14 protein-coding genes and 1 tRNA gene are annotated in these 17,204 nt (G+C 65.4%); 5 read left to right on the top strand and 10 right to left on the bottom strand.

The window, feature by feature from the left end; all coding sequences use genetic code 11:
* Nucleotides 1-39 precede the first annotated feature (39 nt).
* The 4 genes from QRX40_RS04915 (at nt 40) to QRX40_RS04930 (ending at nt 5,214) form a co-directional block, all read left to right on the top strand.
* Nucleotides 40-1,476 (top strand): LCP family protein, encoded by a 1,437-nt coding sequence (locus tag QRX40_RS04915; RefSeq protein WP_313836689.1) that lies wholly within the window; start codon nt 40-42, stop codon nt 1,474-1,476.
* A gap of 74 nt (nt 1,477-1,550) precedes the next feature.
* The gene (locus QRX40_RS04920) at nt 1,551-2,789 is read left to right on the top strand and encodes an LCP family protein (RefSeq protein WP_313836690.1); all 1,239 of its coding nucleotides are present in this window, start codon (nt 1,551-1,553) and stop codon (nt 2,787-2,789) included.
* A gap of 94 nt (nt 2,790-2,883) precedes the next feature.
* On the top strand, nt 2,884-4,857 hold the full coding sequence (locus QRX40_RS04925) for an FtsK/SpoIIIE domain-containing protein (RefSeq protein WP_313836691.1): 1,974 nt from the start codon (nt 2,884-2,886) through the stop codon (nt 4,855-4,857).
* A gap of 78 nt (nt 4,858-4,935) precedes the next feature.
* Nucleotides 4,936-5,214, top strand: a complete 279-nt coding sequence (locus QRX40_RS04930; protein WP_015021978.1) for a WhiB family transcriptional regulator — start codon at nt 4,936-4,938, stop codon at nt 5,212-5,214.
* 81 nt (nt 5,215-5,295) lie between these two features.
* On the opposite strand, the gene QRX40_RS04935 is transcribed toward QRX40_RS04930, so the two are convergent.
* Nucleotides 5,296-6,783, bottom strand: coding sequence for a histidine kinase N-terminal domain-containing protein (locus QRX40_RS04935; protein ID WP_313836692.1), 1,488 nt, complete (start codon nt 6,781-6,783; stop codon nt 5,296-5,298).
* A 167-nt stretch (nt 6,784-6,950) separates the two neighbouring features.
* On the opposite strand from QRX40_RS04935, the gene QRX40_RS04940 reads away from it, so the two are divergent.
* Entirely contained in the window at nt 6,951-7,871 is a 921-nt protein-coding gene (locus tag QRX40_RS04940) for a hemolysin III family protein (protein WP_313836694.1), read from the top strand.
* A gap of 157 nt (nt 7,872-8,028) precedes the next feature.
* Here the strand turns inward: QRX40_RS04940 and QRX40_RS04945 are convergent, their stop codons facing one another.
* From QRX40_RS04945 to pth, 9 genes are all read right to left on the bottom strand, one after another.
* On the bottom strand, nt 8,029-8,508 hold the full coding sequence (locus QRX40_RS04945; RefSeq protein WP_024627331.1) for a transcription elongation factor GreA: 480 nt from the start codon (nt 8,506-8,508) through the stop codon (nt 8,029-8,031).
* 105 nt (nt 8,509-8,613) lie between these two features.
* A complete protein-coding gene (locus tag QRX40_RS04950; RefSeq protein WP_024627330.1) occupies nt 8,614-9,021 on the bottom strand; it encodes an FKBP-type peptidyl-prolyl cis-trans isomerase in 408 nt (135 codons plus the stop codon).
* A gap of 90 nt (nt 9,022-9,111) precedes the next feature.
* Nucleotides 9,112-9,197 (bottom strand) — tRNA-Leu (locus QRX40_RS04955).
* Between the two features lie 24 nt (nt 9,198-9,221).
* Entirely contained in the window at nt 9,222-10,223 is a 1,002-nt protein-coding gene (locus tag QRX40_RS04960) for a Ppx/GppA phosphatase family protein (protein ID WP_313836697.1), read from the bottom strand.
* 11 nt (nt 10,224-10,234) lie between these two features.
* Nucleotides 10,235-10,825 (bottom strand): DUF501 domain-containing protein, encoded by a 591-nt coding sequence (locus QRX40_RS04965; RefSeq protein WP_396184343.1) that lies wholly within the window; start codon nt 10,823-10,825, stop codon nt 10,235-10,237.
* Nucleotides 10,826-11,006: 181 nt separating this feature from the next.
* Nucleotides 11,007-11,561 carry a septum formation initiator family protein gene (locus tag QRX40_RS04970; protein WP_313836699.1) on the bottom strand — a complete coding sequence of 185 codons (555 nt, stop codon included), beginning with the start codon at nt 11,559-11,561 and terminating at the stop codon, nt 11,007-11,009.
* A 100-nt stretch (nt 11,562-11,661) separates the two neighbouring features.
* On the bottom strand, nt 11,662-12,957 hold the full coding sequence (eno, locus tag QRX40_RS04975) for a phosphopyruvate hydratase (RefSeq protein ID WP_144085704.1): 1,296 nt from the start codon (nt 12,955-12,957) through the stop codon (nt 11,662-11,664).
* Nucleotides 12,958-13,000: 43 nt separating this feature from the next.
* Nucleotides 13,001-16,603 carry a transcription-repair coupling factor gene (gene mfd, locus QRX40_RS04980; protein ID WP_313836702.1) on the bottom strand — a complete coding sequence of 1,201 codons (3,603 nt, stop codon included), beginning with the start codon at nt 16,601-16,603 and terminating at the stop codon, nt 13,001-13,003.
* Nucleotides 16,593-17,192 (bottom strand): aminoacyl-tRNA hydrolase, encoded by a 600-nt coding sequence (pth, locus tag QRX40_RS04985; RefSeq protein WP_313836704.1) that lies wholly within the window; start codon nt 17,190-17,192, stop codon nt 16,593-16,595. Before pth ends, mfd begins: the two co-directional genes overlap by 11 nt.
* Between the last annotated feature and the right edge of the window lie 12 nt (nt 17,193-17,204).

Below are 17,204 nucleotides of genomic sequence, written 5' to 3' on the forward strand. Positions count from 1 at the left end.
ATGACCCCTACAGCGACAGCCGATGAGGAAGGCATACCATTGACGTCCCCAACCAGAAAGATGGGTCTGCCCAACATCAAGGCGGGCAGGAACGGCAAGCCCCAGCACAGCGACGGGTTCCGCAGCAGCCACCGTCTGCGCACGGGCATCTGTCTGGCCCTTACCTTCGTTCTTTGTTTCGTGGCCTCGACGGTGGCGGCCTTCTGGACCGACATCAACGGTCACATGCACGTGCTCGAGCCCGTCAGCCTGGCTCAAACCCACAAGGCCCCGGAGGACATCTACAAGGGCAAAACCCTGAACGTCCTGGTGCTGGGCCAAGACACCCGCGACGGCAAGGGCAATGCCGAGGTGGGCGGCAGCGGCGACGGCCTGGAGGAGAACCACCAGTCGGATACGGCCATGGTGGTCCAGATCGCCGCCGACCGCTCCTATGTGAATGTGGTCTCCATTCCCAGGGACTCCATCGTGAACGCCCCGGCCTGCACCACCAGCAAGGGGGAGACCATCCCGGCCCGCCGCCAGGTCATGTTCAACTCCATCTTCGCCGAGGGCTACAACCAGGGCGGCGATGCGAATTCGGCCGCCAGCTGCTCCATGGCGGCGGTCCGCTCCCTGACCGGCCTGGACATCCAGCAGTTTGTGGTGGCTGACTTCAACGGCCTCAAGTCCATCATCGACGCCCTGGGCGGGGTCGACGTGTGCATCCCCAAGGACACCTGGGACGGCTACACCGGCATCAACCTGAAGCGCGGCCTGCAGCATCTGGACGGAACCCAGGCCACCGAGTACGCTCGCATGCGCCACGGAACCGGCGCCGACGGGTCGGATATCATGCGCACCACCCGCCAGCAGTACCTGATCAAGAGCCTGGTCAACGAGGCCAAGGCCGTCAACATCTATTCCGATCTGCCCAAGGCCTACCGTCTGGCCACCACCTCCATGTCCACCCTGCAGCTGAGCGAGGGGCTGGGCAGCTTCCAGACCCTGCTGGGCCTGGGCAATTCGCTCAAGCATATAGACACCACGCATATCTACGCCCGAACCATACCTGTCGAAGAATGGTCCCAGGACAGCAACCGGGTGGTATGGACGGACGAGGCCGAAACCATCTGGCACCTGCTGCGAGAGGGCAAGCCTTTGACCCAGGCCAATGAGGCTGCAGAGTCGGCATCCTCACCAGGCAGCCAGGCCGGCAATGGTCAGGATGCCCAGGATGCCGCTCAGACAGCGGGCAACGGCTCTGACGCAGGGAACAGCGCCCAGTCCCCCTCTGCGTCCGATGCCGCTCTGCCCAAGCCCGATCCACGCACCGGACTGATCACCATGCCCGACAAGACCCTGATCGATCCGAACACGGGCGGGACCGTCGATCCGGACGACGGAACCATCAAGGATGCAAATACCGGACAGTACATCGGCATGGCGGACCGCTACCTGTTTGCTACGGTCTGTGCGGTTCCGGCGCAGAGATAGCCGATTGAACCCCCTAGGGTCGTTCAGGCATGCTATTGCTGACCTAGTCGGCCAAAGCTACGGAGGTTAAGGGTATGCGGACTGGATCAGACCAAGGCGGACAAGGGCAGGAGCCTCCTAGCTTCATGCCTTCCGGGCATCGCCGTCCCTCGGCCGACCCCCAAACCCCGGGTACCGGGGCTAGACACAGCCGCAGCCAGACGCCTCCCAGCTTCTCCCCCTCCGCCGGGGCTGGACATCAGAAAGCCCGACGCACCAGCGGATCCTCGAAAACCACACCCAGACCAGCGGCTGCAGCTGCACCTGTTGAACACGACCGGAGCAGGGGCCATAACCGCAACATGCGGAACGGCACGGCCCTCGTCCGCAGACATCCCTTGCGCAGGTTCGCTGCCATTCTGCTGCTGGTTCTGCTGCTGGCGCTGGTCGTGCTGGCGGGTGGGGGATGGTTCTGGATCAATGGCAGACTCACCCGCGACAAGATGCTGACCGATGCCCCTGGCTCGGAAGCCAGCACCTGGCTCCTGCTGGGATCGGACCAGCGCGACGGTTCTCCCGGGGCCGGACAGGATGCCAGCATCACCGGCTTCCGCACCGACACCATCCTGGTGCTGACCAAGCCCCGGCACGGAGCCGCCTCCTTGATTTCAATTCCCCGAGACTCCCTGGTCAAGCAGGACGGGGATTACATGAAGATCAACGCCGTGGCCTACACATCGGGCTACCGGGCCCTGACCGGCCAGATCGAGGACATCACCGGCCATAAGGTCGATCATGTGGCCCTGATCCGTTTCGGAGGCCTCAGCAAGGTGGTCGACGCCCTGGGGGGTGTCAGGCTTTGCTACGACGCAGACGTCAACGACCCCAACTCAGGCATGGTATGGTCCCGCGGCTGCCATCAGGCTGACGGCGGCATGGCCCTGGCCTTCACGCGCATGCGCTACTCGGATCCCAAGGGAGACTTTGGGCGTGCCGAACGCCAGCGCCAGGCCATCTCGGCCATCAGCGCCAAGGCCCTGCAGCCTTCGGTCATGCTCAACCCGTCCAGGGCCGGCAAGGTCCTTTCGGCAGGTCTGGATGCCCTGGTGGTGGATGAGCGGGCCAACCCCATAGACCTTGTACGCATGGTCCTGGCCTTCCGCAGCGCCAGCAGCAGCAATGGGGTCACCGGAAGCGTCTACTGGACAGACCCCGACTACTATCCGGGCGGAGGCATCGGTTCCACCGTCCTGCTGGATCAAGCCCGCAACACCGACCTGTTCAACCAACTGGCCCAGGGCAGTCATGCCGCTGGAACTGTCGGCGGCATGTAGCGCCCGCTTTGCGCACACCATCAATCCCGTCCACATTTGACCACATGCCAGGCTTGCTCTAGCGCTCCTGCGTCAGGCAGCTCATGCTGAAGGCATGATCAAGGCCGATTCATCAGCAACTGTATTTCCACTGCCAGCAGCCGGGCCGACAGTCCCGAGCGAGGCTGCATGCGGCGATCGGCACTCTGCTGGCACCAAAGAGGGGAAGGCCAAAAGGGGAAGCGCCCAGGTCATTTTGACCCTGGTTGCGCAGACGGCTCCAGCCCTGGCCCAGGCGGGCATGATCTGGTACGTGGTCGGCCAGGGCCGCTGGATGCTCCTCCTCCTGCTGCTGCCCAGCTTGACGGGCACCCTGGCCATGGTGCTTCTGAGCCTGCTGCGAATGCATCGCCGGTCATCGTCCGCTCCGCCGGCAGGCGCACAATCGGCATACGGCACAGTATCGGATCGTGCATCCCTATCGATGACTACGGAGAACGAGACCTTGCAGGACCTGGCTGGACTGGCCTCTGACCCCGGCCCTCAGCTGGAGTCCCGGCTCTTGGAATCAGGGCCTTCGGGATCGCAAGGTCTGCCCTGGCAGGGCATCGTCCGCGCATGGCTTGCCGCATCAGGAAGGTCGGCACCGGCAGTCATCGGCATCCGGCCTGATCATGGCCCGCTGGTCATCGATCTGCCCCGCGACGGACCCCACGCCTTGGTGGCAGGCACCACAGGTTCGGGCAAGTCGGTCTTTCTGCAGACCTGGTGTCTGGCCCTGGCCGCCAGTCAGCCGCCAGACCGGCTCAATCTGGTCCTGCTGGACTTCAAGGGCGGTGCCGGCTTCGGCCTCTTGGCCCGGCTGCCGCACACCGTGGGCTGCGTGACCAATTTGGACCTGGACCGGGCCGTACGCGCGCTGAACGGCCTTCAGCGGGAGTTGGAGCGCCGCCAGCGCCTGGTCGCCAGAGCAGGGGTTGAAGACACTGCCCGTATGGCCGATCCACCGGCACGCCTTGTGGTGGTCATTGACGAGTTCCAGGCCCTGCGCCAACTCCTGCCTGACTACCTGGACAGGCTGACCTCTCTGGCCTCTCAGGGCAGATCCCTGGGCATGAACCTGGTGGCCTGCACCCAGCAGACCATGGGGCAGGTCAGCGCCCAGATGCGTGCCAACATGAACCTGGGCATCTGTCTGCGAGTGCGGGACCCCCTGCAGTCCAGGGAGCTGCTGGGCTCCTCCTGTGCCACGGCGATCGACCCTGCCTGTCCGGGTCTGGGCTTCCTGGAGCAGGGCCGGGGTCCACAAGCCTTCCGCACCTGCCCTGCAGCCGACCCGCAGGCCCTGGTGGGCCAGATCATCAAGGCCAGTCGCTTTTGCGGCAGCCGACCGCCGGCACCGCTCTTCTCCCCTCCCCTGCCAGAGCATGATCCGGCCTGCGGGCAGGTCCTCTGGCAATCGGGACAGCCCCAGATACCTCTGGGACACATGGACGACGGGGTTCTGCTCCATCTCTATCGCCTGCCGCTGAACGGTCATACGGCCCTGATCGGACCTCGAGGTCGGGGCAAGAGCACCCTTCTGGCTCTGCTGGCTCGTTCCCTGCTCACCCTGATGAAGCCCGGAGCCCGACCAGAGCCAAGCTTCGACCTGCGCATCACGAGCCGGACAGGCCATGGCTACAGCAGTCGGGACTTTCCCGCCACGGTGCCGCCACCGCCTCATGGCCGCCAGGATGGCAGCCGTGCATTGGTCTGGATTCTTGACGACGCCCAGGATCTGCTGGATCCGCTTTGTCGGGATCCTCTGGCCCCTCTTCTACAGGAGGCTCTGGGACAGGAGGGAACCTCTGTGATCCTGGCCGTGGAGACGGCCAGCGCCCTGCGCAGACCAGAGCGTTTCAGCCGTCGTCTGGTGTTCCCCTGCGGCGAACGGGGAGCCGATCTGGCAGCTGGCATCCCCGCCGATCAGCTGGCCACCCTCCCCACCCGGGCCAGCGCCATTCCCGGACGGTGTCTGGTTCTGGAGGCGGGTCTCGCCATTCCGCTACAGGTGTTCTCTTTAGCCGTAAAACAAATGAACCCTTGAAAAAAGTCACTCATCGTGCTTATCTTGCATAGGGTAGTGATAAAAGCATCGATAAAAACTTCTTGGAGGCTTAGGTAGATGAGTAATGCGTTTGATTGGCGCGCCAAGGCTGCTTGCCGTGACAAGGACCCTGAGCTGTTCTTCCCCGTCGGCAACACCGGTGCAGCCTATCAGCAGATCGAGGAGGCCAAGGCTGTCTGCAGGACCTGCAAGGTCATTGACGCCTGTCTGAAGTGCGCGCTGGACACCAACCAGGATTACGGTGTCTGGGGCGGACTGAGCGAGGACGAACGCAGGGCTCTCAAGCGCAGGGCCATGCGTGCGCGCAGGTCCCAGGCCATGCAGATGCAGTCCTGACACCTTCCCGGTTGCGCAAAACAGGAGAGGGGCGACGGCTTGATGCCGTCGCCCCTCTCTTTTCCTAAAAGGCGCCAGGCATCACACGTCCTGGGCCACGCGCAGCTTGATGTTGATGACCACCCGGGTGCCGCCATCCCGGCGGGGCTCCCACTTGACCGTGCCGCCGAAGTCGTTGGTGACGAAGGTGTTGATGATCTGCGTGCCCAGGCCGGACCCGGTGGAACGAGCCTGGCCCTGATCCGACTCGGTGCTGTAGCCGTTGCCGTCATCCTCGACCACCACATTGAGGTTGTTGCCGCCCCGGCCCACTGATATGGTGATATGCCCTTCGTCACGGCCCTCGAAGCCGTGTTCGACAGCGTTGTTGACCAGTTCGGTCAGCACCAGGGACAGGGGTGTGGCGTCCTGGGCGGGCATCATCCCGAACTTGCCCACGTAGGAGATGGTGATGTGCTGGTCGCTGGTGGTGGCCAGGTCCACGCTCATCTTGAGCAGGTTGGCGATCACCTTGTCGAAGTCCACAATCTCGTCGGCGGTCTGGCTGAGGCCCTCGTGCACCACGGCGATGGTCTGGACGCGTCGCTGGGCCTCTTCCAGCTCCTTGCGGACCTCGTCGGACTTGGTGCGCCTGGCCTGCAGCCGCAGCAGGGCCGACACGGCCTGGAGGTTGTTCTTGACCCGGTGGTGGATCTCGGAGATGGTGGCATCCTTGGTCTGCAGCTCCTTCTCCCGGCGGCGCAGTTCGGTCACATCCCGGCAGAGCACGATGGCGCCGATCCGGCCCTGCTTGCCATAGAGGGGCAGGGAGCGCATGGAGACGGCCGACCCATTGGCGTCCAGCTCCGAGTCCACGGCCGCCTTGCCCGACAGGACCAGTGGCAGGGAGTCGGGCACGGGATCGTTCTCCTTGAGCAGGGAGGTGCCGATCTCGCTCAGGTACTGGCCGATCATGGTCTCCACTGAGCCCAGCCTGCGGAAGCAGCTGATGGCGTTGGGCGAGGCGTACCGCACCACGCCGCTTGACGTCAGCACGAAGAAGCCGTCGGCCACCCTGGCGTTGTGCCGTTGGTTGAGCACTGAATCCGCGTAGGGAAACTCGCCCCGGGTGATCATCTCGAAGAGCTCCTTGCCCGCGTTGATGCTCTCGCTCTCGTAACGGCCGTTGGACTCGCGGGTGGCCATGTTGGTCTCGCGGACCACCAGACCCAGGGTCCTGCCCTGGTGCCTGATAGGAGCATAGACGTCGCAGACCGTGGCACGGCCGATGGTGCGCAGCTTGGTGGACCGCAGCACCCCCTTGGACTGCATGGCCGCCTCCAGTTCCCCGCGCTGATCCGGCGGGAAGTGCTCCCCCACCACGTCTTCGGTGCGCAGGGACATGACCGTGGAGGGCCGGCACTGCTCGGCCACGGTAAACTCCCCCTCGCCGGTGCGCAGCAGGAGCAGCAGGTCCGCAAAGCTCAGATCGGCGATGACCTGCCAGTCGGCCACCAGGTGGTGGAGCCACTCACGGTCCTCCTCATTGCAGTCGTCGCAGGATGCCAGAATCTCGGAAAAATCAGCCATGCCCCCCATCATACAAAGGGCCCTCGGAAGCAGACAGGCGGGTCATGCCAAGGGCGATGATGACATGCGCGTCCAATGCGCAGGTCTGGGGTAGGGTGGTTGACGGATGTTTCGCCCCGGCGACCGGACCCACAGGCCCGGACCAGTCAAGGGGCCAAGGGAGGGCCATGGCAACCAGGACCAGCGAGGACGGCAGACCGTCCGAGGATCAGGAGGTCGATCCCGATCTCGAACGCCGTCGTCAGCAGCGCCGTCAGGAGCTGACCTACCTGCGCCGGGATGCGGAGGTGGCCCACGAGGCCCATCTGCAGGCCAGGGCTGACGCGGTGCGTGCCAAGGCCAAGGCCAAGGCTGCGCGGATCATGGCCAAGGCTGAGATCAAGGCCTCGCGAATCGAGGGCATCCCCGACATGGAGATCGAGCGCAAGGTCCGCCTGGATGTCCACGGCCGTCCCAAGCCCCTCTTGCGTGGCTGGATCCACGCCGTGGCCGCCCCCCTGGCCCTGGCCGCCGGCATCGTGCTGATCTGCCTGGCCCACGGCACTGGGCTCAAGCTGGCCTGCGCGGTCTTCATGGTCGCCTCACTGGCCCTCTTCGGCAACTCCGCCCTCTACCATCTGGGCGACTGGACCCCGGGGACCACGGACGTGCTGCGCCGCTTGGACCATGTCAACATCTTCCTGCTCATCGCCGGCACCTACACGCCCATTTCCTTCGCCCTGGATCCCTTCTGGCGGCGGATCATCATCCTGGGCATGTGGGGGGCCAGCCTGGTGGCCATGATCGTCCACGTCTTCTGGATCGAGGCTCCCCGCTGGCTCTACACCCTGGTCTACGTGGTCTTCGGAGTCTCGGGCGTGGGCTTCCTGAAGCTCTTCTGGGACTCCCCCATGGCCGGTCCGCCGGTGGTGTGGCTGATCGTGGCCGGCGGCCTGGCCTACATCCTTGGGGCGATTGTCTACGGTCTGCGCCGGCCGGATCCCTGGCCGCGGGTATTCGGCTTCCATGAGATCTTCCACTGCGGCACGGTCGTAGGCTACGCCTGCCACATCGTGGCCATCTACCTGGTGGTCTGCAACCTGCGCTGAACAAATCGCCAACCTGGCGGTCTGTTCAGCGAGCACCATCCAACACAAGCCACCGGCCGACCTTACGAATCAAGCGGTGACAAAAAGCCGCTCTCCGTCGACCATGGCGGGGAGCGGCTTCATTCAGGCCGGGCCGGGACGGTGAGGGGTCGTCCCGCTACTTGAGGGGTTGGGCATCCTTGACGGTGACCGAGATGTCCTTGCCGTTGGGTGCCTTGTAGGTCACGGTCTGGCCCTTCTTGGCGCCCATGAGGGCCGCGCCGATGGGCGACTCGGGGCTGATGACGTCGTAGTCGGTGGCCACGGTCAGATCCCTGGAGCCCAGCACATAGACCATTTCGTTGCCGGCCATGGTCAGGGTCACCAGGGAGCCGTTGCCCACCGTGCCCGCCTTGGGGGCCTTGAGGATCTTGGCGTTGCGCAGCTTGACGATCAGCTCGTTGATCCGCCCCTCGTTCTTGCCCTGCTCCTCGCGGGCAGCCTGGTAGCCGCCGTTCTCGCTCAGATCGCCCTCGGCACGAGCCGCCGCAATGCGTTCGGTGATCTCGTCGCGGTACTCGCCCTGACGGTGGTCGAGCTCCTCCTTCAGCTTGTCGTAAGCGGCCTGTGTCAGCAGAATCGTCTTTTCCTCAGCCATGTGATTCCTCCTTGTTTGATGCGCTTGTCTCGTGGCCCGACCTGAACTGCAAAGTCAAGGGTATGAAAAAGGCGCCGGCCCTCACCGGCGCCTGGAGACCCTTGTCTACCGTGTCGATATGATGTCGATCACGAAAACCAGGGTATCGTCGCCGCCGATGCCCGCCTGGGGCATCCCCTGACGGCCATATCCATACTCCGGCGGAATGGAGACCACCAACCTGGACCCCACGTTGTGACCGGGCACCGTCTGGTCCCAGCCGCGAATGACCTGCCCCACGCCAATGCCGAAGCTGGCCGGCTGATGGCGCTGGAAGCTGGAGTCGAAGACCTGATCCGAACCCCAGACGACGCCGTGATAGTTGACGGTGACGGTATCGCCCTTGCGGACGACCGGCCCGTCCCCCTCGACCAGCTCCACGGCGCGCAGCCCGCTGGGCGCCGGACCATGGAAGGTTATGGTCGGCGTGGCGCCGAATTCGGCGTTCACCTCGGGCATGGATTGGTCACTCATGACAACTCCTTTGGTTTTCTTGCGTACCAGAGTATCGGTTCGTCGGCCGGGTGACAAGTTGCGACACTGCCGTCCAAGCCGATGAGGCCTTGGTGCCCCGGGTGGGAATCGAACCCACAAGCCGGTGAAGGCGGCGGATTTTAAGTCCGATGCGTATACCATTTCGCCACCGGGGCCGTAACCCATAACGCCTTAGTATATCATTCGCGCAGGAGGGTCCGGCCGTAGTCCAGGACCAGGCCATCCAGAAGGCCGTGCTCGCTGGCCACATAGGTTCCCGAAGCCAGCGCACTGGGACTGGCCTGGCCCAGACGCTCCAGCAGACGGCTCCAGATCAGGGCGCCGCCGCCGATCACATCCACACGACCGGGATGGATGGCCTTGAGTTCCCTGCGCTCCTGCCGGCTCATGTTCAGCACCCGGTCGTCAACCCGGCGGGCCGCATCGACCGCAATGGACCGGCCATCGACGGCATGGCGATCGTAGACCTCGCATCCCAGGGCCAGGGCGCTCATGGTGGTGACCGTGCCGGAGACCCCGATCAGGCTGCCTACCCCGGCTACGGGAACCTGTTCGAAGGCCCGGTTGATCCAGCCGTCAACATCCTCCAGCGCCTGGTCGATCTGCTCCTGGGTGGGCGGATCGCCCAGCAGATGGCGCTCGGTCATCCGCACGGAGCCGATGTTCATGGAGTAGGAGGCCCTGACCTGGTCCACAGGCAGATCGCTCCCGTCCCCGCCCAGGACCAGCTCGGTGGAGCCGCCACCCAGGTCGACCACCAGGTAGGGCGCAGGAGGCATGTCGGCGCTACACCGCTGCTCCAGCACGCTGACCGCGCCCAGAAAACTCAGCGAGGCCTCCTGGGAGCCGCTGATGACCTCGGGCGTGACCCCCAGGATGGAGCGCACCCCCTCCTCAAAGCTTTCGCGGTTGTCGGCATCCCTGGTGGCCGAGGTGGCCACAAAGCGCAGGCCATCCACCGGGTGTTCCTGCAGCTGCCGGGCAAAGAGCCGACAGGCCTCAAAGGCGCGCTCCAGAGCCTGATCGGAGAAGCGGTGGTTGCGGTCCACGCCCTCCCCCAGCCGGATGACCCGCATCAGCCTGGGAGCCACCGGGTGGAGCCCCTGTCGGTCCACCTGGGCTATCAGCAGACGTATGGAGTTGGTGCCGCAGTCCACGCCCGCCACCGTAACCTGATCCATGGAAGCCCCCTTCATTGGTTTTCCTGCTGGCTCGCTTGCCCGGATGCCTCAGTCCAAGGCTGCGCGCACCGGCAGACCTGCGGGTCGAATATCCGACGCACCAGACTCAGAACCCGGTCGCCCAGGGGATTGACCCCAGGCCCCATAACCAGGGACTGGGCAGTCAGAGCGTGCAGACACTTGACCCTCTTGGGCATGCCACCGGCCGAGATTCCGGCGATGTGCCCCTCGTCGTCGCCCAACCGCTGGGCCAGGGCGGAACGGAAGGCCAGATAGAGCTCGTGAGCCCTGCGGTAGGCGCTGGCCAGGTCCGGATCCGAACCAAGCTCGGCATTCCAGTCGGCCATGACGCCGTCGGCCTCCAGCCGGGAGACGGCCTTGACGGCCTCGGGGCTGGTCAGATAGCAGGTGGTCGGAAAGGGTGTGCCATCTTCCAGCTGGGGCCGGGTGACCACAGCCAGCGGATTGCCGCAGACGCAGCGGGCGCCCACGGCCACCATGCCCCGCGGATAGCGGCCCAGCTGCCGGTTCACGACGGCTGTCTGCTCCGGCGTGGCCGGGGTCGCCAGAAGCTCCTGGATACGGTCTTTGACCGCCGCCAGATCCCGGCCGGTAACCAGGCTGGTGGCTTTAGGCTCGACCCGGCCCTTGTCTGCGGCTTGAGATTCCACTGCTGCCTGGGGCCTTTCCTGGGCCTTGATCACGCTGTCCTCATCTTCCCTGATTGTTTCCTGCTGCTAAGTTCATCACCCGTTGGCACGGCGAAATCCGAACCTTCGGAGTTCACTGCGCTCCCCCGCCCTCTGATGGAGAGGGGCCATCAGCACCGCCTGGACTGCTTGAACCAGACGGACTGGCAGAGCCGGTCGGACTGGATTCCCCCTTGCTTCTGTCGGCAGCAGGATCCTGGTCGGCCTTGGCGAAGGAATAGGCCATCTCCTGATACCAGGGCAGGGAGTTCTCCCTGGGGGCCCGGACCCCCTTGCTTCCGGCCTGGTCCTTGTCCTTGCTGCCGGTGACCGCCTCCGGGTGCAGGACCCGGATGGCCTCCTCGTCAGGGAAGACGAATCCCAGCCGATCCCGGGCCTGGGCGGTCACATAGGCCTTGTCGTCCCAGCGGCGGATCTGGTTCTCCAGGTCACGCTTGTGCTCGATAAGCTGGGCCTGCTGGTTGCGCAGGCCGTTGAGCTCGGAAAGATTGATGGCGTAGGCGTGAAAGGTGGAGACCAGCTGAATCAGCCCAAGGGCCACGATGATGACGGCCACAAAGAAGGTGATGGGTCCCGACGACCGCCTGCCTGTCCGCCGGTTGGCGCCGTCACGTTTGTTCTTGGCCATACCCATAAAAATACCCGCGGCAGCCGACGCGGACCGCCACGGGTGAAAGATTCACCGTCGGGTCAAAACCTGCAGGGGCTAGGACCCGGCTGGCAAGACCTTACTTGGTGTACTTCTTGCAGGCCTTGAAGGCGCTGTAGCCGGCGTACTCGGCGGTGGAGCCCAGCTCCTCCTCGATCTCCAGCAGTCGGTTGTACTTGGCGATGCGCTCGCCACGGGCCGGAGCGCCGGTCTTGATCTGGCGGGTGTTCTTGGCCACGGCCAGGTCGGCGATGGTGGTGTCGGAGGTCTCGCCGGAACGGTGGGAAACCATGGAGGTGAACCCGTTGGCGGTGGCCAGCTCGATGGCGTCCAGGGTCTCGGTCACGGTGCCGATCTGGTTGAGCTTGACCAGCAGGGAGTTGGCGGCCTTCAGGTCGATGCCCTTCTGCAGCCTCTTGGGGTTGGTCACCAGCAGGTCGTCGCCCACGAACTGCAGGCGGTCGCCCATGGCGGCGGTGATCTTCTGCCAGGCGCCCCAGTCCTCCTCAGCGAAGGGATCCTCGATGGAGACCAGCGGGTAGCGCTCGACCAGGCCCTGGTAGTAGTCCAGCATGTAGTCGGCGTCGCGATCCTCGCCGTCGAAGCGGTACTTGTCGGTGTCCTTGTTGTAGAACTCCGAGGAGGCCACGTCCAGGCAGAGGCCGATCTGCTTGCCGGGCTCGTAGCCGGCAGCTTCAATGGCGTCGACGATGTACTTCAGGGAGTCCTCGTTGGACTTCATCTTGGGGGCAAAGCCGCCCTCGTCGCCCAGGCCGGTCTCGTGGCCGTCCTTCTTCAGGATGCCCTTGAGGGTGTGGTAGACCTCGACGCCGGCGCGCAGGGCCTCCCGGTAGGAGTCGAATCCGTAGGGGGAGATCATGTACTCCTGGATGTCGGTGGCGAAGTCAGCGTGGGCGCCGCCGTTCATGATGTTCATGTTGGGCACAGGCAGGATGTGGCCGTTGGTGCCGCCCAGGTAACGGTAGAGAGGCAGCTCGGCGGACTCGGCAGCCGCATAGAGCGCGGCCAGGGAGACGCCCAGGATGGCGTTGGCGCCCAGCTTGCCCTTGTTGGGGGTTCCGTCCAGGTCAATCATGGTCTCGTCCAGGGCGCGCTGATCGGTGGCGTCCATGCCGATGACATTGGGAGCGATGGTCTCATTGACCGCCTTGACGGCGTCCAGCACACCCTTGCCCTGATAGCGCTTCTTGTCGCCATCCCTACGTTCCCAGGCCTCGGCCTCGCCGGTGGAAGCACCGGAGGGAACCAGACCACGCCCCTCGGCGCCGTCCTCGGTCTGCAGAACGACCTCGACGGTCGGGTTGCCACGGGAATCAAGAATTTCGCGCGCGAACACGCTTTCAATTGCTGCCACAACTGCTCCTTCAATAAGTTGTTGTGATGTCTCTTACAGGATACTAGTTTTGTTGGACGGGGGCGGGACCCGCTGGCGTGCCATCGTCCGAGGACTTGGGCAGCCCCCAGGCCAGGTCGTCCAGCAGGGTGTCCACCCAGGCGGTCATGGCCGACGAATCCATGGGCCCCGATCCCAGGGAGCCCGCGAAGGGCGCCGGGATCAGCAGGGTCTGCGTCACCGGGCGGTACTGGCTGCCCTTGTATATTCGTGCGATCCTGGCCTGCAGGGAGTCGGGCATGGTCACGGGCCTGATCCGCACCCGGGAGCCCTGGGAGGCGATCTCCGAAATGCCCAGGAAGCGAGCCTTGGCCCGCAGCCTGGCTACCGCGAAGAGGGTGTCGAACTGGGCGGGCGGACGTCCGTATCGGTCGGTCAACTCCTCGTGCAGGTCGCGCAGATCCTGCTCGTTGCGGGCCGAGGCCAGCTTGCGGTAGGCCTCCAGACGCAGCTTGTCCGAGTCGATGTAGTCCACCGGAATGGAGGCCTCCAGGGGCAGGTCGATGCTGACGGTGACCGGCTCGGTCCGCCCGGGCTCCTTGTACTCTTCCACCGCCTCGGAGACCATGCGCACGTAAAGGTCGAAGCCGACCCCCTCGATGTGGCCGGACTGCTCGTCGCCCAGCAGGTTGCCGGTGCCGCGCAGCTCCAGGTCCTTCATGGCCACGTCGTAGCCGGACCCCAGGGCCGTGTTCTGGGCGATGGTGGCCAGCCTGTCGTGGGCGGTCTGGGTCATGGGCTTGCTGGGGTCGTAGAGGAAGTAGGCGTAGGCGCGCTCCCGGCCGCGTCCCACCCGGCCGCGCAGCTGGTGGAGCTGGGAGAGCCCGAAGCGGTCGGCCCGGTCCACGATCAGCGTGTTGGCGTTGGGGATATCCAGGCCGGTCTCGACGATGGTCGTGCAGACCAGCACATCGATGTCCCGGTGCCAGAAGTCGCGGATGACCCCGTCCAGCTGCTTCTCCCCCATCTTGCCGTGGGCCACGCCCACCTTGGCCTCGGGGACCAGCGTCTGCACCTTGGCCGAGACCTTGCCGATGTCCTCCACCCGGTTGTGGATGTAGAAGATCTGCCCCCCGCGCAGAAGCTCGCGGCGAATGGCCGCCGTCACCTGGGCGTCCTCGTAGGCGCCCACATAGGTCAGCACCGGCAGACGGTCCTCGGGGGGCGTGGCCAGGGTGGACATCTCCCGGATGCCGGTCACCGCCATCTCCAGGGTGCGCGGAATGGGCGTGGCCGACAGGGACAGGACGTCCACATTGGTCCGCATGGCCTTGAGGGTCTCCTTGGCCTCCACGCCGAAGCGCTGCTCCTCGTCCACGATCATCAGGCCCAGATTCTTGAAGCGGATGCGGGGGTTGAGCAGCTTGTGGGTGCCGATGACCACGTCCACGGCCCCGCTGGCCAGGCCCTCCATGGTGGCCTGGTTCTCCTTGGCGGTCTGGAAGCGGCTCATGGCGGCCACGTCCACCGGGAAGCCCTCGAACCGCTCGGTGAAGGTCTGATAGTGCTGCTGGACCAGCAGGGTCGTGGGCACCAGGACCACCACCTGCTTGCCGTCCTGAACGGCCTTGAAGGCGGCGCGGATGGCTATTTCGGTCTTGCCGAAGCCCACATCCCCGCAGATCAGGCGGTCCATGGGCACCGGCTTCTCCATGTCGGCCTTGACCTCGTCGATGGCGGTCAGCTGGTCGGGGGTCTCCTGGTAGGGGAAGGCATCCTCCAGCTCCTTCTGCCAGGGGGTGTCGGGGCTGAAGGCGAAGCCCTTGGTGCGCTGCCGGGCCGAGTAGAGCTTGACCAGGCCCTGGGCGATCTTGTGGACGTGCTTGCGGGCCTTGGCCTTGGTGGCCGACCAGTCGGATCCGCCCAGCTTGTTGAGCCTGGGGATCTCGGCGCCGATGTAGCGGCTGACCTGGTCCAGCTGGTCGGCCGGCACGAAGAGCTTGTCTGGCGGGGCGTTGCGTTTGGAGGGTGCGTACTCCAGAACCAGGTACTCCCGGCTGCCCTTGCTGGGGCCCACGCCCACGCTGCGCTGGCGCATGCCCAGGAAGCGGCCGATGCCGTGCTGGTCGTGGACCACGTAGTCGCCGGGTTTGAGCTCGTCCAGGTCGATGGCCTTGCGCCGGCGGTTGGAGGTCTTGCTGCCTGCGGCCACGCTGGTGCGCCCGGTCAGGTCCCGCTCGGTCAGCAGGGCCAGATGGGCGGACTGGTCCACGAAGCCGTCCACGGCCAGGGAACGGTGGTACTCCACCCCGACAACACCAGTGGTCTGCACGGCCCGGCGCAGACGGCTCAGGGTTCCCTGGGCCGGAGCGGTCACCACAACCCGGTCGCCGCGCTCCAGCAGGGAGGCAATGCCCGAGGCGGCCCTATCCTCGTCGCCGCGGTACTGGTCCGGAGCCAGGGCATCCAGACGCTCGGCCCCCTCCCGGTCCGGGTCCACCGAAAGGTCGGTCAGCTTCCAGACCTCCCCCTTGCGGTACTCCAGGGATGAGATGACCTCGTCGTAGTCCAGGAAGCTGGCCCTGTCGAAGCTGATGGGCGCGCCCGAGCCCTGCCCGGAGGCGGCTACATGCCAGCTGGCGGCCAGGAACTCGTTGGCGGTCTTGACCAGGTCCTGGGCGGAACGGGCCAGCAGCTGCGGCTCCGAGAGCAGAATCAGAGCGCCCTCGGGCAGCATGGACCCTACCGGCACCAGGTCGTCGACCAGGGCAGGCAGGAGGGACTCCATGCCCTCCACCGGAATGGCCTGGGCGATGGACTCCAGCATGTCGTCGGCGTTGGGGATGCTCCCGATCAGGGAGCGGGCGCGGGCGCGGACCTGGTCGGTCAGCTGCAGCTCGCGGCAGGGCGGCGCCCAGATCCGGTCCAGGTCAGGGCCGTAGGTGCGCTGGTCGGAGGCGTGGAAGCTGCGGATGGTGTCCACCTCGTCGCCGAAGAACTCGATGCGCACCGGGTGGGCCATGGTGGGGACGAAAACATCCAGGATGCCGCCTCGGACGGCGAACTGGCCGCGCTCCATGACCAGGTCCACCCGGGTGTAGGCGTTGCGGACCAGAGCTTCGACGGCCTGGTCCAGTGGCAGGTCCTGGCCGCGCAGAAAGACCAGGGGCTCCACATCCTGCAGACCCTTGACCACCGGCTGCAGCAGGGAGCGCACGGGCATGACCAGGATGCGGATGGGTCCGAAGTCAGGGTCGCCCTGGACCGGATGGGCCAGCCGCCTGAAGACGGCCATCCGGGAGGCCACGGTGTCTGCCCGGGGCGAGAGCCGTTCATGAGGCAGGGTCTCCCAGGAGCGCAGCAGAGCCACGTCGCTAGGGTCACCCTGGTACCAGGAGCGGATGGCGCCGGTCATCTCCTGGGCGTCACGTTCGGAGGGGACCACCAGGACGACTGGGGCACGTCCAGCAGCTGCGGCCGCCAGAGCTGGCCTGATGCCCTGGGGAGCCTGGACCATGAGGGAGGTGTCGGTGCCGGCGGCAGGCTGGGAGTCTCCTTGGACCAATCTGGTGAAGGCAGCGTCTGCCTTCAGGTCGTCCAGGAGCGGACGCAGGGATCCATTCAGCGATTCCTGTGACTCCGCCTTCTGGGTATGCTCATCGACCATTGAACTGCTCCTGAGCCTGGCTGAGGCCCTTGATGATTACGGTTTCTGCCGCATCCGCCCCGTCGGCCAGGAACTCGGGCAGACGCTTGCGCTGGTCGCCGGCAAAGGTGCCCAGCACCCAGTCCACCGTGCGCCGATGGGCGTCCGGACCTCCTCGGGCATGCCCCACGCCCATGCGGACCCGGGCGTAGGCGTTGCTGCCCAGGGAGCGGTCGATGGAACGGATGCCATTGTGCCCGCCCGAGGACCCGCCGGCCTTGACCTTGATCCTGCCGAACTCCAGGTCCATATCGTCATGGATGACCACGACCCGGCCAACAGGTATGTGGTAGTAAGAGCAGATGGAGGCCAGGGCATCGCCGGAGTCGTTCATGAAGGTCAGCGGCTTGGCCAGGAAGAAGGGTATGCGGCGTCCGTCAAGATCCAGGGTGCCACGGCCCAGCTGGGCCAGGCCCTTGTGGTCGCGCAGGTTGACCGACCATCGTTCGGCCAGCAGATCGGCGCACATGAAGCCCATGTTGTGCCTGGTGCCCTTGTACTCGTCACCCGGGTTGCCCAGTCCGGCCATCAGCCAGAAATCGGATGCCATGTAGGTGATACC

Source organism: Bifidobacterium sp. H6bp9 (genome assembly GCF_032193695.1).
GTDB lineage: Bacteria > Actinomycetota > Actinomycetes > Actinomycetales > Bifidobacteriaceae > Bombiscardovia > Bombiscardovia kimbladii.